The following is a 23,559-nucleotide window of genomic DNA, read 5'->3' on the forward strand; positions in this document are numbered from 1 at the left end:
GAGATGGGGTATCGAAGTAGCTGCGTTGGCCCTGGGCATCACTGCATCGCTTCCTCTTGCCTCCGTTGATCCGATGCGGGCAGCAATGAGCCCGTTCCGGGTGGCAATCGTAATACGAATCATTATTATTGAACAGGGTTGTAACTTTTCCTTGCGTGGGTCCGAGGGGCTGGGCGTTTGCTTTTGCACCACCACGGATCCATCGAATTCCCTTGATCGACTCATGTCCCAAGCACCGCTCAATCCCGTTTCCGCAGTTGATGCCACGCCGGTGCTATGCGGCGTACCGCAGACCATGTTGTGGACGCTGCACAACCGCGCCACCGAATCCCTGCGGCCCGATGCTTGGTTTCGTGATCCGGCGGCCGAGCGCATCTTCCAGTCCATCGCTTTTGACTACCGGGCCCATTTCGGCCGTCCCGACAGTTCGCACGCCACCCGCTCGCAGATGTTCGACGAGGCGCTGCGTCCGTGGCTCGCCGCGCATCCCGGCGGCACGGTGGTCGAACTCGGTTGCGGGCTGGAGACGCAGTTCCAGCGCTGCGACGATGGACGGGTGCGCTGGTTGTGTGTGGATGTGCCGGACGCGATTGCCGTGCGCGAGCGCTACCTGGCACCCAGCGAGCGATGCCGCCATGTTGTGCGCTCCGCGCTCGACTTGAGCTGGATGGATGAGGTCGAGGCGAGCAACGGTGTCTTCGTCACCGCCCAGGGCCTGTTCATGTATTTCCCCGAAGACGAGGTTGGGTACCTGATCTCGGCGATGGCGAGGCGCTTCAAAGGGGGCGAACTCATGTTCGACACCATTCCGCGCTGGTTCTCGCGCAAGACGATGGCCGGGCTCGATATCACGAGCCACTACCGCGCCCCGCCCATGCCCTGGGGTATCAATCGCGACGAAATCGAGACCGTGCTGAGGGCATGGTGCCCACACATCGACTCGGTGCAGAACGAGCCCTACCGCCGTTTCAGAACCTTCCCTGCGCGGCTGGGCCCCTGGATAGCGCACATACCGGTGCTCGCCAAACTCCTTCCCGCGATCGTGCGCGTGCGCTTCGCTCGGGAATGACCGCCCTCTGGCGTCCTCCACAAGCTCCTCTTCGTCCATGCCCGCTCCCCATCTTTCCTCATGACACCCTTCCAAGCCCGCCCGAACAAAGCCCACCGCATCTCAGCACTTGTCGCACTCGCATCGATCCATTGGACCTGCCTGGCCGCCGAGCTGCCCTTCGACATTCCAACCCAGCCGCTCGAGGCCGCGCTGAAGCTGTTCGAAGCACAGGCCGGCGTTCCGGTTCAGCGTCCGCTGCAGTGGCCCCAAGGGCTGGCTGAAACCCCGGCCGCTGCACTGAGCGGCCGCTTCGAGCCAGTGCGGGCGCTGCATCGCCTGCTTGCGGGACACCCCCTCCAGATCGCGGAACACGATGGACGCTTCGTGATCGCGGTGGTCGAGCAAGCCCAGCCCGCCACCGAGCCGGACAAGACCTTGCCCGCGGTGACGGTCACTGCCCGGCGCGGTGCCGAGCGCGCCAAGGACGTTCCGTTCAGCGTCAGCACGGTTCAGGGGTTCGAGCTGGAGCAGCGGCGCCTCACCACGCTCGAAGAAGCCCTGCGCGACACCCCTGGCGTGGAGGTCAATGCCTGGGGCGGCTTCGGCGATGCCAACGTGCGCATGCGCGGCGTGGGGTCGCTGTACCAGGTGAGCAGCGAGGACAGTTCGGTTGTCGTCAATCTGGACGGTACACCGCTGTCGGCGCGCAACGCTTCGCTGCCCATGCTGGACGTGGAACGCGTCGAGGTGCTCAAGGGGCCGCAGGGCACGCTCTTCGGCCGCAACAGCGAAGCCGGCGCCATCAACATCGTCACGCGCAAGCCTACCCGCGAACCCGATGGCTATGCGCGCGTCGAGGCCGGGCAGGAGGGGCAGCGGCTGATCGAGGGCGCCATGGGCGGTGCGCTCGCCGAGGATTGGAGCGCGCGCATCGCGCTGCGCAGCCAGCAGTCGGACGACGTGGTCCATAACGTCCAGACCGGCAAGCCGATCATGAAGGCCAAGGAACTCGGCCTGCGCGCCAGCGTGCTGTGGCAGCCGCGGGCCGCGACATCTGTGCTGCTGTCCACCGAGCACCAGGACCAGAAGGACAAGGTCGGCCTGATGCTGCTGCGGCCTTATGGCGATCCGCCCAGCCTGGACGCGACGCCCGGCCTTTTCGGTGCTGACGTGAAGAGCCACCGGCACGCGCTGGAAATCAATCACGACCTGGCGAGCGCAAGGCTGACGTCTCATACCTCATTCCAGCAGCGCCGCGAAGATCAGACCTCGGGGGCCGACCGCATAGTGGCGGCCACCGTGTTCGGGATGCCCACCGAGTACCTCAAGCAATATCGCCGCGACGAATCCGCGTGGAACCAGGACCTGCGCCTGTCCTCGCTGCCCGGAGCCGCGACGTTCTGGGTGGCGGGCGTCAATCTGTACGGCTCCAAGCGCGAGTACGACACCACGGTCGGTGGGATGACCGACAACCTGCGCGACTTCGAGACGCGCAGCGAGGCGGCCTATGGGGAAGTCACGGTGCCGCTCGCGGCCGCGCTGAAACTCACCGGCGGTCTGCGCTACACGCAGGAGCGCAAGAAATACGACGCCAGCTTCGTCACCACCGGCTATCCGGCTACTCAGGACAGCCGCTCGCTCGACGACCGGTACGCGACCGGGCGAGTGGCGCTGTCCTGGGCGCTGAACCCCCAGACCAACCTCTACGGCGTGCTTGCCCACGGACACAAGGCCAAGGGTTTCCAGGACGAGACCTCGCAGGTTGCCGACGGCGATCCCTTCAAGGCCGCCAAGGTCGACAGCCTGGAACTGGGCATGAAGTTCGAAAGTGCGGACCGCCGTCTCGCATGGACCACCGCCGCCTTCTTCAACCGGGTGCGCGACGATCACATGCTGGGCTACGACTACACCACCTTCGCGACCAAGGCGATCAACGCCGATACGCGAACCCGGGGCCTGGAGGTCGAAGGCCAGTGGCGGGCGGCGCCCGGTCTCACCCTCAAGGGCGGCGCCGTCTACACGGATGCCACCATCACCCGGTCGGTAACGGGCGTGTCCGGCGGAGACGTGGCCACCGGCAACCGCGTGCCGGACGTGCCGCGCTGGAGCGGCAAGCTCTCCGTCAATTACACCCGGCCGCTGCCCGGTTTCATGGGGCTGGCCTCGCCGCAGCTCACAACGCTGCTGGCCTACCGGGTCATGAGCACGCGTGCCAACGATCCGCAGAACCACATCTTCCTGCCGTGCTTCCAGAAGATCGACGCGCGTGTCGGCATCGCCTCGGGCGCCGGCGAACTCTATCTGTGGGTGGACAACCTGCAGGACAAGCGTTACGACCAGTACGTCTACTACTTCACCCCGAATGCCAATGTGGGCATGCCGACGCGCGGCCGGACCGTGGGGCTGGGTTTCACCTGGCAGTTCTTCTGATGTGCGACGCCATCATGAGTTCTCTGCCCGTGGCGTCCCGAACCTGCCCGCAAGCCGATGCCTTGGCGCACGCCCATGACTTCGGTCAGGAGGGGATACGCCCGGCCGAGCGCCGGGTCAGCATGGTGGCCATGCTGACCGTCGCGGTGATGGGCCTGGAGATCGCCGCCGGGTGGTGGACGGGCTCCATGGCGCTGCTGGCCGACGGGGTGCACATGGGGGGACACGCCGTTGCACTGGGCCTTGCGGCTGGCGCCTATGCCATGTCGCGGCGCTACGCCCGTGACCGGCGCCTGAGCCTGGGAAGCGGCAAGATCAACGATCTGGCGGCCCACACCAGCGCCCTGATCCTGGCTGTATCCACGGTGTGGACCGCCATCGAGTCAGCGCAGCGCCTGCTGAGTCCCGAACCGCTGCGCCCGACGGAAGCCCTGGTCGTGGCCGTGCTGGGGTTGGCGGTGAACCTGCTGTCCGCTTGGCTCTTGGGCGGTGCGCACGATCATGAACACGACCACGGACACGGACACGACGATCCTCGCGACCACCCCGGCCACGTGCATGACCACAACCTCGGTGCCGCACTGGCGCATGTGCTTGCCGATGCCGTCACGTCGGTGGCCGCCATCGCCGGTCTGCTCGCCGCCTGGGGCTGGACTTGGCTGGATCCACTGATTGCGCTGCTGGCACTGGGCGTGGTGGCGCGCTGGGCCGTCCGACTGCTGCGCCAGACCGGCGCGGTGCTGCTCGATGCCGAAGGTCCCGCCGAACTGCGGCGCCAGGTGAGCGCCCGGCTCGAAGCGGTGGCCGGCAGCCGCGTGACCGATCTGCACCTGTGGTCGGTGGGCCAGGGCGCCTGGACGCTCGCAGCCTCGGTGGTCAGTCACGGCCCGGCCGCCACCGAGGTGTACAAGGCCGCGCTCGCCGGCCTGCCCGGCATCCATCACCCGATGGTCGAGATCCATGCCTGCCGCCACTGCCAGAGTTCCCATGGAGCGGAGTTGCCATGACCGAGTTTGCGACGACGACACGCCTGCGCACCCCGGCCGGCACCTGGTGGCTGCTGGGCAGTCTCTACACCACCCAGTTCCTCGCGCTCGGCTTTCTGTCGGTGGCACTGGTTGCGCTGCTGCAGGAGCAGGGTGCCTCCATGTCGCGCGTGAGCCTGATCTATCTGCTCGGCACGGTCTGGGCCTTCAAGCTCCTGTGGGCGCCGCTGCTGGATCATTTCGGCTGGACCCGGCTGGGCCACTACCGCGGCTGGCTGCTGCTCACTCAGGCCGGGCTGGTGCTCGCGCCGCTGGCCATGATGGCGCTCGATCCGGTCGTGGACTTTCCCGCCGTCTATGCGCTGGCCGTGCTCGTCGCCGTGCTGTCGGCGACGCAGGATGTGGCCACCGACGCCATTGCCTGCCGCACGCTGCCCGAGACCGAACGCGGTTTGGGCAATGGCATCCAGACGGCAGGCGGCCTGCTGGGGAATCTGCTCGGCGGCGGGGTGTTGGTGATGGCCTACCCGAGCATCGGCTGGAGCGCGTGCATGGGGTGGCTCGCCGCGGGCACGGCCGTATCGCTCGCACAGCTCGCCTGGCTGAGCGAGCCCGGGCAGCGCCTGACGCCGCTCGCAGCGCGCACCTTGTACGGCCGCTTGCGCACGTTCTGGCCCGATGCCGGGGGCATCGGCTGGCTGTTCGTGCTGCTCCTGTTTCCCTTCGCGTCGGGACTGGCCTATGGCCTGGTGACGCCGTTGCTGGTGGCGTCAGGCTGGGGCATGGAGCGCATCGGCCTGGTCACCAACGTTGCCGGTTCGCTGCTCTCGGCGGGCTCGGCGCTGGCGGCCGGCTGGCTGCTGCCACGCTGGGGGCGGCGGCGCGCACTGGTCATGGCCGCGGCCATCAATCTCTTCGGCAGTGCGGCGCTGCTGGCCCCCTGGGCCGGCTGGGGCGGCGTTGGCGGGAGCGACGCTGCCCTGACGCTGGCCGTGTGCCTCTACTTCCTGTGCTACACGCCGCTGCACGTGGTGCTCGCCACGCTGATGATGGACCGTGTCCACCCCGCCAGCGCAGGAACCGACTACAGCCTGCAGTTCAGCGTGTTCATGCTGTCCAGCATGGGCTCGGCCACGCTGGCGCCGCTGCTGACCGACGCGCTGGGCATGCGCGACACGCTGCTCGTCGGCGCCGTCGCCGCCCTCGCGTCGGTGGTGCTGGCTTGGCGCCCCCGCCTGTCGACCCCGCCGGCTCCCGCAACGGCTCCTACACCGGCCCGTCCGTCATGAACACGTCCAACACCGCGACCGCCGATCGCTCGGCACTGCCTCCCACAGCCGATCCGCAGGCGGGTGACACCGCAGCACCAACGCCTCGATCGGTGCGTGCCTCCCCGTGGCGGATCATGCAACCGGTGCGCAGGGGCATCCAGTTCGCCATGGCCCTGTCTGCGCTGGCCACACTGTGCCAATTCGTCGTGCTCGGGGCGCTGGCCTGGATGGTGCGCGCGCTGCTCGCAGCGACTGACTCAGGTCCATGGCCTTGGCTGGCGCTTGCCGCGGTCGGCACGGTGCTGTTCCTCGTGCTGCGCATCACGGCCTTCAACCAGTCACACTACGCTGCCTTCCGGCTGGAGACGATCCTGCGCACGCGGGTGGCCGAGCATGCGGCCCGCGTGTCCATGGGTGAGGTTCAGCGCCTGGGCTCGGGTGCGCTGGCCAAGGTCATGCAGGACGACGTGAATGCGCTGCATGTCTTCGTTGCAGACAGCACTCCCCTGTTTGCTCGCGCCGCCGTGGCGCCTCTCGCAAGCCTGGCGCTGATGTTCGCGCTGGACTGGCGTCTGGCGCTGGCCGCGCTGGGTGTCGTGCTGGCAGGCCTGGCCGTGCTGAGCCTGGCCATGCGTGATCGAGTCGAGATGGTGCGCCGGTACAACGAGGCGCGCGAACAGGTGAGCGCCGCTGTGGTGGAGTTCGTCCAGGCCATGCCGGTGGTGCGCACCTTCGATACCGGCCAGTCCACCTTCGGCCGCTACCAGCGCGCCCTCGACAGTTACCTGGGCGTCCTCGTGCGTTGGTACGCGGGCGTGGCATTCAGCGCCCGTTTCGGCATGGCGGCCATGAGCGCGCTGCCCACGCTGGCCGTGCTGCTGGCGCTGGGCGGCTGGCTGTTCCAGGCCGGTCGGCTCGATTTCGGCACCTGGCTGGCCGTGCTGCTGCTGGGTGCCGGCGTGGCTGAGGCCATGCTGCCGCTGATGACGCTGATGCATCTGGTGGACAAGACCATGCTCTCAGTGCGCCGCATCCAGCAGGTGCTGGAACTGCCGGTTCTGCCGCAGCCCGCGGCGGCGCAAGCGCGCACGCCAGCAGACGCCAGCGTGCGCTTCGAACGCGTCAGCTTCAGCTACGTTGCCGATGCCACCGAGCCCGCCTTGAGCAACGTGAGCTTTTGCGCGGCGCCGGGCACAGTCACCGCCCTCGTGGGCCCCTCGGGCGCGGGCAAGACGACCGTGGCGCGCCTGATCCCGCGCTTCTGGGACGTGAACGCCGGCCGGGTGCTCGTCGGCGGCGTAGACGTGCGGGATATGAGCGCCGACACCTTGATGCGGCACGTGGCCTTCGTCTTCCAGGACACCTTCCTCTTCGCCAGCAGCATCGCCGACAACATCCGCCTGGGCTTGCCCGATGCGACGATGGACGAGGTGATCGCCGCGGCCACCGCGGCGCAGGCGCATGAGTTCATCAGCGCGCTGCCGCGCGGCTACGACACCCCGGCCGGCGAGCGTGGCGTGTTCCTCTCGGGCGGACAGCGCCAGCGCATCACCATCGCCCGCGCCATTCTGCAAAACCGGCCCATCCTCGTGCTCGACGAGGCCACCGCCTTTGCCGATCCCGAGAACGAGGCCGCACTGGTGCAGGCGCTGTCGGCCCTGATGCAGGGCAAGACGGTGCTCATGGTCGCGCACCGCCTGGCCACCATCCGCGACGCCGACCAGATCCTGGTGTTCGACCGCGGCCGCCTGGCCGAATCCGGCACGCACGAGGCGCTGCTGGCAGGGCAGGGCATGGGCGTAGGACAAGGCGTTTATGCGCGCCTGTGGGCCGGCTACGAGCGCGCCCAGCACTGGACCTTGCACACCACTCCCGGCTCAAAGGCCCCTGCATGACCACTCCCGCCCCTCAGACCCATCGCAGCGACGACGTATTGCTGGCCGTCCTGTTCTTCGCCCAGGGCCTGCCCACTGGGCTGGCTTGGCTCGGCTTGCCGGCGTGGCTGCGCAGCCATGACGCCGCGCTGGACACCATCGGCCTGGTGAGCCTGACCTTTCTGCCCTGGGCGCTGAAGTTCCTGTGGGCCGCGCCAGTCGAGCGCCTGGCGGTGCGGCTGGGTTGCGGCCGCGTCATCGTCGCCACGCAACTTGTCGCGGCCCTGGCCTACGCCGCCCTGGCGGCGGTGGATCTGCGTACGCATTTCCTGCCCGGATTGGTGCTGCTGACCCTGTTGGCCGCCGCCTGCGCAACGCAGGATGTCGCCACCGATCGTCATGCCATCGTCCGCCGGGGGGCAGTCGGCGCCGCGCGCATCAACACCCTGCGCTTCGCCGGTTTCACGGGCGGCATGCTGGCGGGCGGATCCGGTCTACTGCTGGCCGGCGCCACGGCGGGCTGGGCCACGTTCATGCTCGCCTGCGCGTCGGCCATGATCGTCGCGGCCGCCATGGCGATTCGGATGATGCCGGCGACGCGGACACCCGATGGTGCACTCGAACTTCGAGCCCGGGACGATGCGGCGCGGGTGCGGATGCGCGGCTTCTTCGAGCGCACGCACCCCTGGACGCTGCTTGCGCTGGCCCTGTTGTTCAAGAGCGCCAGCGCCGCCAGCGAATCCATGGTCAAGAGCTTCTGGATAGACCACGGCGTCACGCTGGAGCAGGTGGGCATCATGACCGCGGTGAACCTGGGGCTGTGGGGACTGGTGGGCGCTCCGCTGGGCGCCTGGCTGCTTGGCCGCAAGGGGCTGTCCGCGCGCGGTGTGGCGGCCGGTGCAGGCCTGTGCCTGGCGCTGCTGCTCGGTCTGCTGGCCGTGTGCATCCATGGTGGCCTCGGCATCACGTGGTTGCCGACATCGGGCATCGAGTGGGATTGGGTCTACGTGCTGCTGCCAGCGCTGCAGGCGGTGGCCGACGGCGTGGCATCGATGGGCTTCTTCACCGTCTTCACCCGTGCCGTCGTCGGCCGCCAGCCAGGCACCGACCTCACGCTGGTGATGTGCGCAGAGAGCCTGGGCGGCCTCGTGCTCGGCGCGCTGGCCGGCGTTTCGGCGGCGCGCCTGGGCTACGCGGCGCATTTCGGACTTGCAGGTGCTGCCTACGCCACCTACATCGCCTGGGCCTGGCGGGCGCTGCCGCGCGTGGATATCCACGCTGCGGTGGACGAGCGCGCCAGCCAACCCTTCAACGCCACACCGGCCCGAGCTCTGCCATGAGTACTGCAACCATTGCCAACATCGCCCCCCTCGCCACCTGGCGCCAACTGCTGCATCGCCTGCTGCGCAGCACCGGCGGCGAGGCGCAGGCGTTGCGCGCCAGCCTCGCCGGTCTGGTGGCTGCCTCCGCCGTACAGGGCTTGGCTTTGGCCTGCGTGTTTCCGATGCTCGCCGCTCTGTCGGTAACCGCGCAACGCGCGTCCGACGTCGCAGCCGCATCACGCTGGCTGCTCGCCTTCATGGCGCTGGCGCTGATCGCCTCCGCGCTGCGCTGGCGCGCCCAGGGCTTCGACTTCCAAGGCCACATGGCACGCGCGACTCACGCCCTGCGCACGCGGCTGGGCGAGCAGTTGCGCCGCATGCCGCTTGAGGCCATCCAGGACAAGCGCGCGGGTGAACTCAACGCAGCCCTGTTGGGCAACGTGGACGAGAACTTCAACTACACCCTGACCGTTGCCAACTTGATCGCGCAGGTGTTGGTGATGCCGCCGGTGCTGGCGTTGGCACTAATGTTCGTGGAGTGGCGTCTGGGGCTCGCGCTGCTGCTGGTCTACCCGCCGGTCGTCGTGCTGTACCGCTGGCGCCGCCCCTACCAAGCGCGCGGCATGCGCGCGCTGGAAGACGCCCACCGCCGCGCCAACGCCGACATCGTCGAATACACACAGGGCCTGCCGGTACTGCGCGCCGCGCGTTGCGAGGGTGAAAAGGCCGTCGCGCTGCAGGCCTCGTTTGCGCAGGTCGAGCGCGTGCAGACCATCGGCCAGCGCAAGGCCGCTGGGCCGAAGATGATTTTTGCCAGCGTGGTCGAACTCGGCCTGCTCGCTACGGCTGCACCGGGCGCGAGCTGGGTCGCCACAGGTACGCTGGAGCCGGCCCTGCTGGCCGCATGGCTGGTCGTGCTGGTACGCTTCTCTGAGCCGCTGGCCAATTTCCTCAGCTACACCAACATCGTCGAGCTGGTCGAGGTGGCGCTCGACCGCATCGAGGCGCTGCTGGCCGTGTCCCCGCTGCCGCAGCGCGTGCCGGTGCGCACGCCCACGAGCTTCGGTGTGCAGTTCGAAGGCGTACGCTTCCATTACGCCGGCCAGGATCCGGCCTGCGACGCGCCTGTTCTCTGCGACTTCAGCGCCGATCTGCCCGAGCGCGGCATGACCGCGCTGGTGGGCCCCTCGGGTTCGGGCAAGACCACCATTACCCGTCTGCTGATGCGCCACGCCGACCCCCAAGCGGGTCGCGTTCTCATCGGCGGCGTCGACCTGCGCGAGATGACGCCCGACGTACTCAACGGCCTCATCTCCACCGTGTTCCAGGACGTCTACCTGTTCGACGACACCGTCATCGCCAACATCCACATGGCTCGCCCCGATGCAAGCGACGAGGCGGTGCGCGAGGCCGCTCGCGCTGCGCAATGCCTGGACTTCATCGAACGCCTGCCACAGGGCTGGGATACGCGCCTGGGCGACATCGGCGCGCGCCTGTCCGGCGGCGAACGCCAGCGCATATCCATCGCCCGCGCCCTGCTCAAGGACGCGCCCATCGTCATCCTTGATGAGCCCACCGCGGCGCTCGATACCGAGAGCGAATTGGCCGTGCAGCAGGCCATCGACGCGCTGGTGGAGAGCCGTACGGTCATCGTCATCGCCCACCGGCTTTCCACAATCGCGGCAGCCGACCGGGTCCTGGTCATCGACGACGGCCGGCTCGTGCAGAAAGGTCGGCACGATGAACTCATCGCGCAGCAGGGACGCTACCGGGCAATGTGGTCTGCACAGCAGCGGGCAAAGGCATGGCATGTTCGGCACGCAGGTCCGGCGGAAAGGCAATATCCAGGTCTGCAGTGAGACTCGCCAGCACGCTCACCAAAGCGCAGTTGCGTTTTGGACGAGGCTCACTTGCCTGCCGCCTGCCTTGCGGCCGCCATCAGAGCGTGAGGGCAACGGGCATTGCGCTAGTCAGCTGCGAAAATCCCCCCCATGGACGCTCATATCCTTGATCCGGCCGAGGTGCGGGACATTTCCGGATTGCTGCTGGACGAGCAACGCTGCCTTCGTGTGATCCCGTCCAGCGTTCTGGAGGACACCACGCCGCAGGAACGGCTGCTCTTCGGCGTGCGTCACGGCCTGTACAGCTTCCCGACCGAGGAACTGTGTTCGTTCCTGCGCGAGCGCATCCGTGGCAGGCGGGCTATCGAGATCGGTGCAGGGCACGGCGCGCTCGCGAAAGCGCTGGCGATCCCCGCCACGGACAACCGGCAGCAGGAGGATGAGCGGGTGAAGTCGCACTATGCGGCCCTTCGCCAACCCACGGTGCCCTATGGCGAGCACGTGGAGAAGCTGGATGCCGCCGCAGCGGTTGAACAGTACCGCCCCGATGTCGTCATTGCGTGCTGGGTGACCCATCGCTTCGATCCTGGTCGGCCTCATGCGGGGGGCGGCTCGAGCGGGGTTGACGAGGAGGCGATCATCGCCTCGTGCGACGAGTACATCTTCGTCGGCAACGAGCATGTCCACGCCCCCAAGCCGATCTGGTCGCTGCCCCACGAGAAGCTGACACCGCCGTGGCTCTACTCGCGTGCTGTGAACGGAAGCCGAGACTTCATCGGGATCTGGCGACGCGAACGCTGACACCACGGGTGACATCCTTCGCGCTTTGCACCGCTGTCACGGCACTGTAGTCCCGCCTGACTTCCAGCGGCGCAAGCGCCGCCGCGCGGCCACTTGAACAGCGAGGGTCCGCTGAGAACATGAATCGTCGGCATGAGCCGGCATTCATGAAGGAGCGAACCATGGCGAACGCGATCGTCACTGTCCAAGGCGGCGTGCCCGCACTACCTACACTGCTGGGCCAGGGGCCGGCCCGCATCCCCACCGGCGGCAAGATCCGGCCGGGGATCATGGTGCTCACCAAGCGTGCGGCCGAGGTGCCTCAGGCCAAGGAAATCTACAAGCAGGGCGTGGCCGATGGCCACTCGTTCGAGCAGATCGAACGCCTCCTGAAAGAGGCGCTGCCGCAGCTGAAGTCGCCGCTGGTGCCGCGCAACCTGCCTTGGTTCACCGTGCGTGCGGCCGATTTCCCGAATCCCGAGGTCGCGCGACAGATCGTCGACGCCTACGGCGAAGACCGCGGCCAGGGGCGGCGCCTGTACCGCTTCCCCGTCGTGTTCCCGGCCGACCACTGGCAGAGCGTGATGCCGCATGAAATGGCGGCTTGGGGCACGCATGAGAAGCGCTTCTGGTCGCAGTATTCGGCCGATGGCCTGACGCGCCATTGCATGAGCCACGCGCCGATCCCGACGGACAACACGGGCCGGCGCACGATCCGCATCTTCGGCGGTCGCAAGACCATGCTGCGCGAGGAGAACGGCGGGGTCTGCGATCCCGAGTCCTGCCCGGAGTACCAGGCGCGCCAGTGCAACCTGACCGGCCGCTTCCTGTTCTTCATCCCGGGCATCCGCACGATCAACGCATTGGAGTTGCCCACCACCAGCTTCTACGCCATGTCCAATGCGATCCAGCGCTTCCAGGCCATCGGCCACATGCGCGGCGGAAGAATCTCGGGCTTCCTTGGCCGCGCACGCGAGACCTTCTATCTGACCAAGGTGCTGCGCGATGTGCCACACATCGACGAGACGGGGCGGTCTGTGCGTGTCCCTCAGTGGATCATCGAGCTGGAGGCGCCGATCGACGTCACTGCATTGCTGCGCGACGGTGAGGATGACGAGGCGGCCATCATGCAGGCCTCGATGGCCGAGCAGGTGCTGGAAGGTGCGGCATCCCGAGCCCACGCGCAAAGTGCGAGCGCGGCGGTGTCCGACGTTCAGCCGAGCCACGCCGAGGAAGAGCTGCCCATGCGTCCGGGCCATCCCACGCTGGAACAATTGCTGCATCGTGTGGAGGCCATGGGCGTAGATCGCGAGCGTTTCGAGCGCTACGCGGATGGGCGTTGGGGCCGGGGCTGGAAGATCAATCCGCATGGCCGCGGCCGAGCCTGGGATGAGGTCGAGCGTTATGCGAATGACGCAGAGGGCTACGCCGACAAGATCGACTGCGCCGTGGGGGCGCTGGCGGGGAGGGACTGAACATGCGGATCGCGCACTTTTCCGATCTGCACTACGGCGCGGCGACGCTTGAAGAAGCCGATCGGTGCTTTGGCGCGGCCATCGACCGCGCCATTGCCGAAGGGGTCGAGGCGGCCGTCATCTCGGGGGACGCCACCGACCACGGCCTGGACTTGCACGAGCCCGCCACGCGGCGGCTGTGCGCCCAGGTGCGCCGCCTGGCCGACCATTGCCCGGTGCTGATGCTGCAAGGGACCTTCTCCCACGAACCACCGGGCACGCTGGCCGTGTTCGGCTTGCTGGGGGCGCGTCATCCGGTTTACGTGGCCGAGCGGATCGAGCAGGTGGTCTTGATGGAGGATGGCCGGTGGCTGTCCTCGACGGGCTGGCGTTTCGATCTGGTGCCGGCCGGCGCTCGCGCGCTGCTCACCTGCGTGCCGACCATCAACAAAGCCGTGGTGGCGGCGACCGTCGGCGCCGTCGAAGCGCCGCAGGCCGTGGGCGAACACCTGGCCCTGTTGCTGCGAGGCTTCGCGCTCACCAACCGACGGGCAAGGGCGCGTGGCGTGCCGACGATCGCCGTGTCACACGGGACGGTGTTCGGCAGCGTCAGCGAGCATGGTGTGCCGATGGCGGGATTCGACCACGAGTTCAGCACCGGGGTGCTGTTCAGCGCCGAGACCCAAGCCGTGATGCTGGGCCATATTCACCGGCATCAGCGCTGGGAACAAGAGGTACCGGAGGGCCGCCAGTGCATTGCGTATGCGGGCTCCATCGGGCGCTTCCATTTCGGCGAGCATGGCGACAAGGGCTTCCTGCTGTGGGAAGTGACGCCTGACGGTGCCGCGTGCGAACTGGTGCCGACGCCGGCACGCCGCACCATCGACATCGTGTTTGAGGGGCGGCCCGACCTGGAGGCGCTGCGCGAAGCTGCGGCCAGCCATGGCATCGACGGAGCACATGTACGCGTGCGCTGGACTGTGGCGGACGAAGACCGCCACGCGGTTGACCGCGCAGCGATTGCCAGGCTGCTGGCCGGCGCGGCGCATACGAAGCTGGAAGGGCGGATTGTGCCGATCGTTCGCGCTCGAGCCCCGGGCATCAGCCAGTTGACCTCGCTGGCCGACAAGGTGCAGCGCTGGGCCGATCTGACCGGGGTCGAGCCGACTTGTGTTCTCGACTGCCTGGAGGCGCTGGTGGAGCGTGCGCCGGCGGAGATCGCGGAGCAACTGCTGTCAGGGTCTGCCGAAACACATGAGCTTGAGCCTGGAGGCCCCGGGCAACAGGACGAAGTGCGGGGAAGGTAAGTCGAGTGCGTGTGAGGAGCCTGTCCAAATTTCTGTGTGCAAGGCATTGACTGTCTCCCGCGATCCTGATGCAGGAGGCGTTGAACGACATCGCCGACACCGGCGAGGCGCGGTACCGGCGCTACCATGTGCAGGTGGATCGCTTCCCGCGGTTTCAATATGCCGAGCAATCGGTCGGGGAGTGGTCGGCTGTCTTGGCTGGGCTGTTGATTCCGGCTGATCTTCTGGGTATGTTTGCTGCATACCGTGCGCGCAGCTATGCGATCGATTCGTAAGCCGCGCAACCGCTGGGAAGAGGAAGGGGACCGCTCGTTGTGGTCGAGCCAAGATCGTTCAAGGGGGTAGTGTGCAGGCAAGTCGTCCGGTACAGATTGTGTTGCTGAGGCATGGGCTGCCGATGATCGACAGGGATCGACGGGTAAACGCCAGGGATTTCGGAGTCTGGGTTTCCGAGTACGATGCCGTCGGCATCGATGCCCGGCATCGACCGCCTCAGGCGGCAATCGAGCAGGCAAGAGGTTGCGCGTTCGTCGTGTGCAGCAGCCTTCCTCGCTCGCTGGAGTCGGCCAGAGCTCTGGGCATGGAGAATATCGGCGCCTGCGAGCCACTGTTCCGGGAAATGGGCATGCCCTATGCGAACTGGCGCTTCCCGCGCCTGGGCTTGGCCGTATGGTCGGTTCTGTTCAGACTGATGTGGGCGGTCGGGTATTCGGCAAATGCCGAGCCATTCAGGGAAGCGAGGGAGCGAGCCCGTGCATGTGCCGAGCGGTTGGCTGAACTGGCATCCTTGCATGGTACGGTTCTCCTTGTCGGGCATGGTTCCCTGAACTGGTTCATCGCGAGATATTTCAAGAGCATGGGGTGGAAGGGCCCACGGAAGTCGCCTCGCAAGCACTGGGATTTCGCCGTGTATTGCCACCACCAGGCCATGTAACGATCCCGTCGCTCCCCTTGATTCGTATGGCTTGGCGGCGGGTCCGAAACACCACAGTAAGGGTTACTGACCCGTTTGCCGCGCCCAGGCGGAAAAGTCAGAGCGGGAAGGCCGCGAGCAGTTGGCTGAACGTGTGTTCGGCGGGCAGTGCCGGCAGTTGCTGAGAGCGGTAAGGTGCCGGGACTTCGTCCGGCGCCATCTCACCCTTGCGCACGGCGCGGTTGAGCACGTTCAGGCGCTCGAACCAGATCAGCTCGTAGCGCGCGATGGCATCCCATTGCTCGGGCGTGTCACGCTCCAGGTCGAAGGCGTAGCCGGTGGCCACCGGGTCGGTGTCTTCGTAACGCACGCAGACTTCGCGGTAGCTACCGAAATCGTGGGGAAAGGTCTTCACGATCAGGCTGACCAGAGCCTCGGGCGGTACGGGGTGCAGGCGTTCGAGCGGGGACAGTTCGTCGTAGTCGGGGCGGCCCACCTGGGCCGCGTTCTCTTCGCACGGCATGGGGCCGATGTTCATGATCTGGCTGGGCATCAAGGTGTCTCCGAGAAATGGGAACACCTTGTCCGCACTGGGAAGCGTGTTCCCGGAGTTGCGGGCGCGCATGGCGCGTGTGGAAGGCAGGTGTTTGTCGGTCGCGCCGATGGTCGCGGGGAGAGGCGTCCGGGATACCGGGGCTGAGGCGCAAACCCTCTACTGCGCGCCTACCCACTGGCACCTACTCTTGTTCCTGCTCCTCGCCTTCGAACACCGCCCGCACCGCCGCGACGATCTGCGCGTGCCTGCCGTAGAAGGCCCCCTCTTCGGCGAAGACCTGAGGCAAGGTCTTGCGCAGCTTGTTGCTGACCTGCCAGCCACTTTCCTTGAGCGATCGGATGATGCGGTCCGCATCCGGGTCCGGCATTTCCACGAAGTTCTTGATCGCCTCCCGCGCATCGTCGTACTGGCGCAGTGTCAGGGCTTCCTGCGCCATTTCCTGTTCGACCGTCTGGCGAAGTACCCCGCTCAGGTAGCGCACCTGCTCCGTCAGATCGAGGTAACGCCAGGCGTGTTGTGCATCCTCTGAGCGAAGGAACTCGAAATTGGTTTCGACCCCGTCAGGGCATACCCGCCTTGGCCCGAAACGATAGCCATCGGTGTAGGCCTGCATGAAAGGACGTGAAAACCCTTCCAGGGCCTGGTCGTAATCGGCGCGCCCCTTGGCTGAGCCTGCGATCGTCGCCGACACCGGCACGATGATGTTGGCCGGTACCACCTTGTCGGCCGCGAGCAGGTGGTTGATCAGGAAGCGGTGGATCCGGCCATTGCCATCCGCAAGCGGGTGCAGGTAGACGAAGGCGAACGACACGGCTGCGGCGCGTGCCACGGCGTTGGTGCCTTGCGTGCGCGTTTCGAACCCGCGCAAGGCGTCGAGCATGCCATCGACCCATTCCTCGGACGGTGCGACGTAGTGGACGATCTCGTTGATGAAGCTGCGTTCCCCGACGAACACTGGCGATTGTCGGATGCCAACCCGCAACGCAGCTTCGCCGAGCACGGTTTGCTGCAACTTGAGAAGCTGCTCCGGTGCCATCGGATCGTTCATCCGCCCGCTGTACGTACTGATGGCTGCCGCGAAACGTTTCACCCGGTCCTGCTTGTCCGCCTCGTGCTCGATGGCGAAACTGGCCCGGGACTCCTTGAACGTGAGCCACGCCGCGCTGCGCAGCAGCAATTCCGGTCCGTAGGTGTCATCCAGGGACTGCACGCCGGCTGCCAGGTCGTAGAGCCATTCGCGTTGCTCGGGGGCACCGAGAAAAACCATCGGGCAGAACTCGCGTGAGCCCGGCAGGTTGTTGTTGACGCGCCAGCGCCGCATGCGATCTGGCCGCCGAGCCGCCAGATACAGGCTGGCGTCGATCGCATCGACATAGCCCACGTTGGGCGCTGTGTCCGGCACGGCGAGTTGCCGGCCGGTGAACCATTCGTAGAAGAACGCCGCTCGCCGGGCGTAGCTGCCGGTAGGCTCGTCTCTCACCCATGACGCCACCTCTTCCGGGTCAAGGCGATCGAACAGGCGCGAGAAGAACTCGAAGCTGAGCCGCTCATACTTCAGGCCGAACTCGAAGTGCCCCCGAAAGTTGTCCACGGGCTGGTACTGGGCCGTCCAGATGCGGGTTTCCTGGCCATTGGCCGTCTCGCGCTGGCGCACCGGCCCCAGCCGGCTGCGGGTGAACAGCGGCTGCACCAGCTGGATGCCATGCATCTCAGCGAGTCGGTGGAAGCCCAATAAGGTGTCGGACATGGTCAACCATTTCGCTATGGGTTGTTCTATTTTGCTATAAAAACCGCTTTTGCGACAAAATCAATATACATCCCGGGCGCAAAGGGGGCTGGCTCGCCTTCCAAGCAGCGCCAGGCGCAAGCATGTCGCGATGTTTCCGGGCGCCGTCTGGCTCTGGGGCTCCAGAGCCATGGCTGATTCGAAGACCGTGGCGAAGCCAGACCCTTGAACCGCGTTGAACAGGGGGCAAGCTGAAGGCTCTGATCCTTGGAGCCCGATGCCATGTATCCCCTCTCGCTGACCCTCAAAGGCTTTCGCGGTATCCGCGATGGCCTCGGCATGGATGTGCTGACCCTCGACCTGGAACGTCTTGCCGGCGATGCCGAACTCGTGGCACTGGCCGGCGCCAATGGCCGGGGCAAGAGCACCATTCTCGACAACCTGCACCCCTTCCTCGTCATGCCGTCGCGGGCGGCTGGCGTCGGGGGCTTTTCCTACTACGACCATGTGTGCCTGCCTGAGGCCGAGAAGGATCTGCTGTGGCTGCACGAGGGGCGGCGTTACCGCTCGCAGGTCGTGATCCGCAGCAATGGGCGGCGGGCCACCGATGCCTTCCTGTTCGAGGCCGACGACGAGGGGCGCTGGCGGCCCGTGCAGTTGCCAGATGGAACGGTCTCGGACGGCAAGACCGGCACCTATGTGCGGTGCGTCGAATACTTGCTGGGCAGCGCGGAGACCTTCTTCACGTCCGCATTCAGCGCCCAGGGCAAGCGGCAGCTCAGCAGCTACCAGAACGGCGAGATCAAGACTTTGCTGGCCGACCTGCTGGGACAGGAAGAGATCCGCAACGAAGGCAAGAAGGCCGCGCAGGTGGCCGATCTGCTGAAAGCCGGTCTGGTGTCCATGCGCCAGCAACAGGCCACGCTCGACGAGCAGATCGGCCGCCAGGATGGCGAGCGGCAGCGCCTGGAAGAAGCGCCGAAGCGGGTGGTCGAACTCGCCGGCACCCTGAAGGCGGCGCAAACGACCCTGGAGGCCGCACGCGAACGCCTGGCGCAGCAGCGCGCAGTGCGGGAGCAGGCGCGCGGCACGGAGACGGTGCGCAGTCGGATGAGCAGCGAGCGCACAGCGCTGATCCGCACCGGCAAAGAGGCCATCGAAGCCATCGCCTCCCAGAAGAAATGCCAGCAACAGCGGCTGGAGCGGCTCGAACAACGTGCCGCGACCCGCCGGACACAGCGTGCATCGCGGGTGCAGGCCCTGGCGCGCCAGCGGCAGCAGTGCGATGCGGTTCTGGCGCACGAGGCGGGCGTGCAGCGGGCCGTCCGGCGTCTGGAGCTTGCCGAAGCTGTGGCGGCGGCGCATGGCGAACGGGTGCGGGCAGCCCGTGAGCAGGTCCAGGCCTTGGCCCGCTGCGACAGCGCGTTGGAGGCGGCAGGCGTTCGCGCCAAGGCGATCGAGCGTGAAGCCGGGCAGGCCGCCCTGCGGGCCGAAGACCTGGCGCGCCGAATCGGCCTGACGCGGGAGGTGCCCTGCGCCGGGACCGATCTGCAAGGGCAATGCAAGCTGCTGGGTGACGCCAGGGAGGCGCAGGCGCTGATGCCGAGTGCCCAGGGCGCGATCCGGCGTCTTGCCGATGATCGGGCGGCCACGCGGCGGCAGGAGGCGGCGCTGGCGGCCCAGCGGCGTGACCTCGAGAGCGGGCCGCAGGCCCTGGCCTGGGCCGAGTGGCGGGAATCGGTGGCCCGCGGCCGGGCGGAGCAGTGCGGCCGTTTGGCGGAACGGGCCGGAGAGCTTCGCCAGGCCCGCCTGCGCTGCGAAGAGATCGATGGCGAGCTGGCCGGCTTGCAGGTGGGGGGTAGCGACGACGGGAAGGATGAAACCCCGGAAGAAGTCACCGAGCGCGGTGACATTGCCAAGGTTCTGGAGGCGCTCGCGGCCCAGCAGGAACAGCAGGCCAAGTACTACCGGCAGTCGCTCGACAGGCTGGATGCGGCACTGGCCGCTTTGCCCCCGGCGTTCGACGAGCAGCGGCTGACAGCAGCGGAGCGTGCGGTAGCGGGAGCGCAAACAGCGGCCGTCGAAGCCGAGCGCGCGCATTTGCAGGCGATCCGCGATGTCGAGGTCAAGGTAGCGCTGGATCGTCAGCTGCGTGAGCGCCGGAGCGAACGTCACCAGCTGGCGGCGCGCGTCGCTCTGGTGGAGTCGCAATTGGGAAGCTGGAACCTGCTGGCCAAGTGCCTGAGCAACGACGGCGTGATTGCGCTGGCGATCGACGACGCTGGCCCTACGCTGGCGGGGCTGGCCAACGACCTGCTTCTGGCCTGCTACGGGCCGCGTTTCACGGTGTCGTTGCTGACGCAGCTCGAAACGCGCAAGGGCGAGCAGCGTGAGGGCTTTGCCATCGAAGTCCACGACGGTGAATCGGGACAGAGCAAACGGGTGGAGCAGATGAGCGGCGGCGAGAGGGTCTGGGTGAACGAGTGTCTGGTGCGTGCCGTGGCCTTGTACCTCGGCCAGAACAGCGGGCGCTGCTACGGAACTTTGTTCAGCGACGAAGCGGACGGCGCGCTGGATCCGGCGCGCAAGCGGATGTTCATGGCGATGAAGCGGGAAGTGCTGCGCCTGGGTGGGTATGCCCGGGAGATCTACATCTCTCAGACGCCCGAGCTGACGTCAATGGCCGATGCGGTCATCAATCTGGATGGGCTGTGCCAGGCGCAGGGTGATCGAGTGCTGGCGAGCTCGGCTGCTTCGTAGGGTGGGATGGGGTTTCTATCTGACAAATGATGCCGGATGTCCGGCATGGAATGCGACTGTAAGATGTTGTCCGGTATGGTGAAAGCTGCTTTTCTTTGGTCTGAATGTTAAAATGCTCTGGCGAACACAAGAGGAGCCAAACATGAAGCTTGAAGATCGGATGCGGCAGTCGATCAGGCGTCGTTCTGGCACGGTGGTTCTGCGTTCCGACGTGGCCGCGCTGGGGGGGCGGACACAGGTCTCCCATGCCCTGGATGCTCTATTGCGCGGCGGGGAACTGGTACGTCTTGGGGCAGGTATCTATGCCAAGGCCCAGCGCGAATCCCCGGCCGGGCGAGTGCGCCTGCTGGGCAGTCTTGAGGCGATCATTCGTGAGGCCGCCCAGAAATGGGGGGTCATCCTTCATGAGGAGGGGCTCCCCAGGGACGCCGCAGGCCTTAACGAGCCTGCACTTGTGGTCGAGACAGACACGCCGCGGATTTCGCGCAAACTGATCGTGGACGGGAAGCGCGTCGAGTTCCGCAGCCGTCGCCGCAAGCCTCGAAGCTACAAGGCAACACCGTTGGCAATTCCCACGGTGGATGTCGCTCGTTTCGTGCAGGAACTGGCTCGCCGATACAAGGTGGTCTACACCCCCAATGCCATGGATCAGTGGGCCGAAACCGTCACCCGACTGGCTGGGGATGATGTTCGCGCGGACAGTACTGAAGACCTGCTGATCGCGTTGAAGCGTGCCGGCAAGATATCCACGACGGACGTCGCTGCGCTGACGATCAACCACCTGAGGGAGCGCAAGCAGCGTGTTCGATCCCTTTAAGGATTTTGACCAAGCGGGTTACCTGCGCAATCGATACGGTGAGAAGGATCCGCAGATCGTGCGCGAGCTCGAACACACCATGTTTCGTGCCGGTCTCGACGAGGCGCTGGGTCATGTGGCCAAGCGCAGGACACTCGGCTACGAGGACTTTCTCGCGGTGCATCGCATCCTGTTTTCAGCGTTCTACCCCTGGGCCGGACAGGATCGAGCGGCCACAACCCCCGACATTGCCATACGCAAGGGTGATACCTTGTTTTGTCACCCGTTCGATGCCCGACGGGCGGTGGAGGAGGGATTGCGGATTGGGCAGGACAAGGCGGCGCTACGGCAGCGACCGGGCGAAGTGATGGGGCTGTTTGCCTATGGCCACCCGTTCCTTGACGGCAATGGCCGCACGATGCTCGTCCTGCACAGCGAACTGTGCCATCGCGCGGGTTTCTGCATCGAATGGCAGCGCACACGTAAGACCGACTACCTTGCTGCACTCAGCGCGGAAATCGCATCTCCTGGCAAAGGCCATCTGGATCGCTACCTGCTGGGCTTCATTGGGATGTCACGCGACCGCCAGTTGTGGGGCGGCGTCATTGACGGCATCCAGGGACTCAATGGCGGCAGCGTCGACGATGCGGTCGATGACGAGTATTCGGATGCGCATGTGCGGCAGAAGTACCAGGCGTTCGAGTTGAATCGATCTCGCTCCAAGGCTGGATCGTCTTGATCTTCCGGTTGAGTGGCGTCACGGATCTGATGCTGTCTGGACGCGAGTGGGAATGGGGCACGGTTTGGCGGGCTCGCGTATGGTTCCAACCCCTTGAATGAGGGTGGTGGTAACTCTTGCCGGTAAAAAAACCGCCTCGGCGCGAACCGAGGCGGGAAAAGGGCTGCAAGGCCACAGGGAGGAAATGGCCCGTCGAGGCAGCCTGTCAAATTATGCGTAGCAAATTCTTGTGCGCTGGCTCAGTCCGGGCCGCAGGTTTCCACGTCGCCCGTCTCGTCGGCGGGGTGCTCGACGTAACGGTTGCCGACGTTGAAGGTCTGGTCGAGGTAGATCTGCTCGATCACGCTTGGCGGCACTTTGATGTCCAGGTGCGCCAGCGTCTCGGTCAAGGTGTTGATGTCGGTCCAGTCCTTCTGGGGCTCATCCAGGCTGTCGTAGATGAACGCCTCGGCCGCATCCCTCGGGGCAGCATCCGAGCCTTCCCGGATGACGTGGAGGAAGAGTTCGCGCAGCGGTCGGTCGTAGCCGGCGACCACCAGGACGGGCAGGCCGCCGTGGCGGGATCGGGTGAGGTGTCGGCTCATGCTTGATGCTCCTGGATGGTTGGGCGTGCCGGTTGAACGGCGGGCGTGTGCGGCTTCTTCGGGCGTGCAGCCCGGCTGAAATCCATGCCGCAGTGGCGACAGCGGTACCAGTGCAGGCGGCCAAGGCTGCCGAGGGCAATGCCTGGCCCCTGGCACAGCGGGCAGGTCGGGGGTCTTCTCGTGCCCATGCTCAGATCAACCCGTGTTCGGCGAACGAGTAGTGCTGGTCGCCGGCCACGATGAAGTGGTCGATGACCTGGACGTCGACGAGTGCCAGGCTGGTCTTGAGCTGCTGGGTGAGCCGCTGATCCGCCGTGCTGGGCTCTGTACTGCCACTGGGGTGGTTGTGCGCGAAAGCGACCGCAGCAGTGTGATGGGCGAGCGCAGCCTTGACCACTTCGCGGGGGTAGACCGAGGTCTGGGTCAGCGTCCCCCGAAAGAGCTGTTCGATGGTGATCAGCCGGTGCTGCGCATCCAGGTAGATGACGAGGAAGACCTCGTAGTCGAGGGCAGCGCAGTGCAGGCGCAGCCATTCGGCCAGCAGCCTGGGTGAATCCATCACGGGGCGGCCCCGCAGATCGTCCAGCATGTCGCGGCAGAGCAGTTCGCGCGCTGCTTGCAGACGTCGAGCAACCGTGGTCTCCAGTGAGGCGGGCAGGGCTCGACTCGAATCGACGTCGCACACCCGGTAGATCTCGTCCTGGCTGACGGACGACACCGGCGCCAGCAGTTCGCGCAGCAGACCTGCACGGCTGAGCTGGCGCGCGTCGAATTCCGTGCCATTGGCGTCATTGCTCGAGTGCGCTTTCGGCGCTGAACTCGCGGCAATGGCGCGCAACGTTGTCTTGCCGATGTGGCGGATCGATGCGTTCAGCATCGTCCAAAGATCCATGTGAAGCGTGCTCATGGTGTTCTCCTGAAAAGAGGGACACCGAACCTCCCTCGGGATCGGTGTCCCGAATGGATGGGAGGGTGCCCGTTGCATGCGCAAGGGCGGAAAGGGCGGGTGTCGACCGCGACGCCGGAGGGACCGGAATGGCTTCGTTGATGAAGCCGGGGTGATGACGAAGTCTCGCGCTGAGCGGCTGGCCTGTGTGATGCCATGGCGCGGGTGCCATCCGCAGGAGACCGCTGGCGAGGGGCTTTTCGGGTGGCGGCTGAGGTGCCGG

19 protein-coding genes are annotated in these 23,559 nt (G+C 66.4%); 15 read left to right on the forward strand and 4 right to left on the reverse strand.

Features of this window, described 5'->3' with window-relative positions:
• Positions 1-223 precede the first annotated feature (223 nt).
• The 12 genes from L6Q67_RS14800 to L6Q67_RS14855 all read left to right on the forward strand — a co-directional run bounded on the left by L6Q67_RS14800 (position 224) and on the right by L6Q67_RS14855 (position 15,250).
• Entirely contained in the window at positions 224-1,069 is an 846-nt protein-coding gene (locus L6Q67_RS14800) for a class I SAM-dependent methyltransferase (RefSeq protein ID WP_205904705.1), read from the forward strand.
• Between the two features lie 60 nt (positions 1,070-1,129).
• Complete coding sequence (locus tag L6Q67_RS14805; protein ID WP_205904706.1) at positions 1,130-3,481, forward strand: TonB-dependent receptor; 2,352 nt, start codon at positions 1,130-1,132, stop codon at positions 3,479-3,481.
• 14 nt (positions 3,482-3,495) lie between these two features.
• On the forward strand, positions 3,496-4,488 hold the full coding sequence (gene dmeF, locus L6Q67_RS14810; protein WP_166311833.1) for a CDF family Co(II)/Ni(II) efflux transporter DmeF: 993 nt from the start codon (positions 3,496-3,498) through the stop codon (positions 4,486-4,488).
• Positions 4,485-5,756 carry an MFS transporter gene (locus tag L6Q67_RS14815; RefSeq protein ID WP_166300476.1) on the forward strand — a complete coding sequence of 424 codons (1,272 nt, stop codon included), beginning with the start codon at positions 4,485-4,487 and terminating at the stop codon, positions 5,754-5,756. The genes dmeF and L6Q67_RS14815 overlap by 4 nt, the downstream gene beginning before the upstream one ends.
• Positions 5,753-7,633: an ABC transporter ATP-binding protein gene (locus tag L6Q67_RS14820; RefSeq protein WP_296570845.1), complete on the forward strand. Its 1,881-nt coding sequence runs from the start codon at positions 5,753-5,755 to the stop codon at positions 7,631-7,633. Before L6Q67_RS14815 ends, L6Q67_RS14820 begins: the two co-directional genes overlap by 4 nt.
• On the forward strand, positions 7,630-8,952 hold the full coding sequence (locus L6Q67_RS14825) for a hypothetical protein (protein WP_166300479.1): 1,323 nt from the start codon (positions 7,630-7,632) through the stop codon (positions 8,950-8,952). Before L6Q67_RS14820 ends, L6Q67_RS14825 begins: the two co-directional genes overlap by 4 nt.
• Entirely contained in the window at positions 8,949-10,793 is a 1,845-nt protein-coding gene (locus tag L6Q67_RS14830; RefSeq protein WP_166300481.1) for an ABC transporter ATP-binding protein, read from the forward strand. Before L6Q67_RS14825 ends, L6Q67_RS14830 begins: the two co-directional genes overlap by 4 nt.
• A 132-nt stretch (positions 10,794-10,925) precedes the next feature.
• Entirely contained in the window at positions 10,926-11,576 is a 651-nt protein-coding gene (locus tag L6Q67_RS14835; protein ID WP_166300483.1) for a hypothetical protein, read from the forward strand.
• A 161-nt stretch (positions 11,577-11,737) separates the two neighbouring features.
• Positions 11,738-13,030 carry a hypothetical protein gene (locus tag L6Q67_RS14840; RefSeq protein WP_296570856.1) on the forward strand — a complete coding sequence of 431 codons (1,293 nt, stop codon included), beginning with the start codon at positions 11,738-11,740 and terminating at the stop codon, positions 13,028-13,030.
• A gap of 2 nt (positions 13,031-13,032) precedes the next feature.
• On the forward strand, positions 13,033-14,316 hold the full coding sequence (locus L6Q67_RS14845; protein ID WP_296570859.1) for a metallophosphoesterase: 1,284 nt from the start codon (positions 13,033-13,035) through the stop codon (positions 14,314-14,316).
• A 62-nt stretch (positions 14,317-14,378) separates the two neighbouring features.
• Positions 14,379-14,591, forward strand: a complete 213-nt coding sequence (locus L6Q67_RS14850) for a hypothetical protein (RefSeq protein WP_296571097.1) — start codon at positions 14,379-14,381, stop codon at positions 14,589-14,591.
• 122 nt (positions 14,592-14,713) lie between these two features.
• A complete protein-coding gene (locus L6Q67_RS14855; protein WP_296570861.1) occupies positions 14,714-15,250 on the forward strand; it encodes a histidine phosphatase family protein in 537 nt (178 codons plus the stop codon).
• A 97-nt stretch (positions 15,251-15,347) separates the two neighbouring features.
• On the opposite strand, the gene L6Q67_RS14860 is transcribed toward L6Q67_RS14855, so the two are convergent.
• Positions 15,348-15,782: a hypothetical protein gene (locus L6Q67_RS14860; RefSeq protein WP_296570864.1), complete on the reverse strand. Its 435-nt coding sequence runs from the start codon at positions 15,780-15,782 to the stop codon at positions 15,348-15,350.
• A gap of 184 nt (positions 15,783-15,966) precedes the next feature.
• Positions 15,967-17,532: a Fic family protein gene (locus L6Q67_RS14865; protein ID WP_296570866.1), complete on the reverse strand. Its 1,566-nt coding sequence runs from the start codon at positions 17,530-17,532 to the stop codon at positions 15,967-15,969.
• 261 nt (positions 17,533-17,793) lie between these two features.
• Between L6Q67_RS14865 and L6Q67_RS14870 the strand changes: the two genes are divergently transcribed.
• The 3 genes from L6Q67_RS14870 (at position 17,794) to L6Q67_RS14880 (ending at position 21,806) form a co-directional block, all read left to right on the forward strand.
• Positions 17,794-20,271: a DNA repair protein gene (locus tag L6Q67_RS14870; RefSeq protein WP_166300498.1), complete on the forward strand. Its 2,478-nt coding sequence runs from the start codon at positions 17,794-17,796 to the stop codon at positions 20,269-20,271.
• 142 nt (positions 20,272-20,413) lie between these two features.
• On the forward strand, positions 20,414-21,088 hold the full coding sequence (locus L6Q67_RS14875; RefSeq protein WP_166300500.1) for a hypothetical protein: 675 nt from the start codon (positions 20,414-20,416) through the stop codon (positions 21,086-21,088).
• Positions 21,072-21,806 carry a Fic family protein gene (locus L6Q67_RS14880; RefSeq protein WP_166300502.1) on the forward strand — a complete coding sequence of 245 codons (735 nt, stop codon included), beginning with the start codon at positions 21,072-21,074 and terminating at the stop codon, positions 21,804-21,806. The genes L6Q67_RS14875 and L6Q67_RS14880 overlap by 17 nt, the downstream gene beginning before the upstream one ends.
• 239 nt (positions 21,807-22,045) lie before the next feature.
• Here the strand turns inward: L6Q67_RS14880 and L6Q67_RS14885 are convergent, their stop codons facing one another.
• Both L6Q67_RS14885 and L6Q67_RS14890 read right to left on the reverse strand, forming a co-directional pair.
• On the reverse strand, positions 22,046-22,390 hold the full coding sequence (locus L6Q67_RS14885) for a hypothetical protein (protein ID WP_166300504.1): 345 nt from the start codon (positions 22,388-22,390) through the stop codon (positions 22,046-22,048).
• A gap of 190 nt (positions 22,391-22,580) precedes the next feature.
• Positions 22,581-23,297, reverse strand: a complete 717-nt coding sequence (locus L6Q67_RS14890; RefSeq protein ID WP_166300509.1) for a RadC family protein — start codon at positions 23,295-23,297, stop codon at positions 22,581-22,583.
• Positions 23,298-23,559: the final 262 nt, after the last annotated feature.

It is taken from the genome of Zoogloea sp., from assembly GCF_023150065.1.
Lineage (GTDB): Bacteria > Pseudomonadota > Gammaproteobacteria > Burkholderiales > Rhodocyclaceae > Zoogloea.

What these genes read in the sequence shown, in the direction of transcription:
- L6Q67_RS14860 (WP_296570864.1), bottom strand. Translation starts at nt 15,782, where the DNA reads ATGCCCAGCCAGATCATGAACATCGGCCCCATGCCGTGCGAAGAGAAC.
- L6Q67_RS14845 (WP_296570859.1), top strand. Translation starts at nt 13,033, where the DNA reads ATGCGGATCGCGCACTTTTCCGATCTGCACTACGGCGCGGCGACGCTT.
- L6Q67_RS14870 (WP_166300498.1), top strand. Translation starts at nt 17,794, where the DNA reads ATGTATCCCCTCTCGCTGACCCTCAAAGGCTTTCGCGGTATCCGCGAT.
- L6Q67_RS14885 (WP_166300504.1), bottom strand. Translation starts at nt 22,390, where the DNA reads ATGAGCCGACACCTCACCCGATCCCGCCACGGCGGCCTGCCCGTCCTG.
- L6Q67_RS14830 (WP_166300481.1), top strand. Translation starts at nt 8,949, where the DNA reads ATGAGTACTGCAACCATTGCCAACATCGCCCCCCTCGCCACCTGGCGC.
- L6Q67_RS14805 (WP_205904706.1), top strand. Translation starts at nt 1,130, where the DNA reads ATGACACCCTTCCAAGCCCGCCCGAACAAAGCCCACCGCATCTCAGCA.
- L6Q67_RS14890 (WP_166300509.1), bottom strand. Translation starts at nt 23,297, where the DNA reads ATGAGCACGCTTCACATGGATCTTTGGACGATGCTGAACGCATCGATC.
- L6Q67_RS14835 (WP_166300483.1), top strand. Translation starts at nt 10,926, where the DNA reads ATGGACGCTCATATCCTTGATCCGGCCGAGGTGCGGGACATTTCCGGA.
- L6Q67_RS14875 (WP_166300500.1), top strand. Translation starts at nt 20,414, where the DNA reads ATGAAGCTTGAAGATCGGATGCGGCAGTCGATCAGGCGTCGTTCTGGC.
- L6Q67_RS14800 (WP_205904705.1), top strand. Translation starts at nt 224, where the DNA reads ATGTCCCAAGCACCGCTCAATCCCGTTTCCGCAGTTGATGCCACGCCG.
- L6Q67_RS14855 (WP_296570861.1), top strand. Translation starts at nt 14,714, where the DNA reads ATGATCGACAGGGATCGACGGGTAAACGCCAGGGATTTCGGAGTCTGG.
- L6Q67_RS14825 (WP_166300479.1), top strand. Translation starts at nt 7,630, where the DNA reads ATGACCACTCCCGCCCCTCAGACCCATCGCAGCGACGACGTATTGCTG.
- L6Q67_RS14840 (WP_296570856.1), top strand. Translation starts at nt 11,738, where the DNA reads ATGGCGAACGCGATCGTCACTGTCCAAGGCGGCGTGCCCGCACTACCT.
- L6Q67_RS14865 (WP_296570866.1), bottom strand. Translation starts at nt 17,532, where the DNA reads ATGTCCGACACCTTATTGGGCTTCCACCGACTCGCTGAGATGCATGGC.
- dmeF (WP_166311833.1), top strand. Translation starts at nt 3,496, where the DNA reads ATGAGTTCTCTGCCCGTGGCGTCCCGAACCTGCCCGCAAGCCGATGCC.
- L6Q67_RS14820 (WP_296570845.1), top strand. Translation starts at nt 5,753, where the DNA reads ATGAACACGTCCAACACCGCGACCGCCGATCGCTCGGCACTGCCTCCC.
- L6Q67_RS14815 (WP_166300476.1), top strand. Translation starts at nt 4,485, where the DNA reads ATGACCGAGTTTGCGACGACGACACGCCTGCGCACCCCGGCCGGCACC.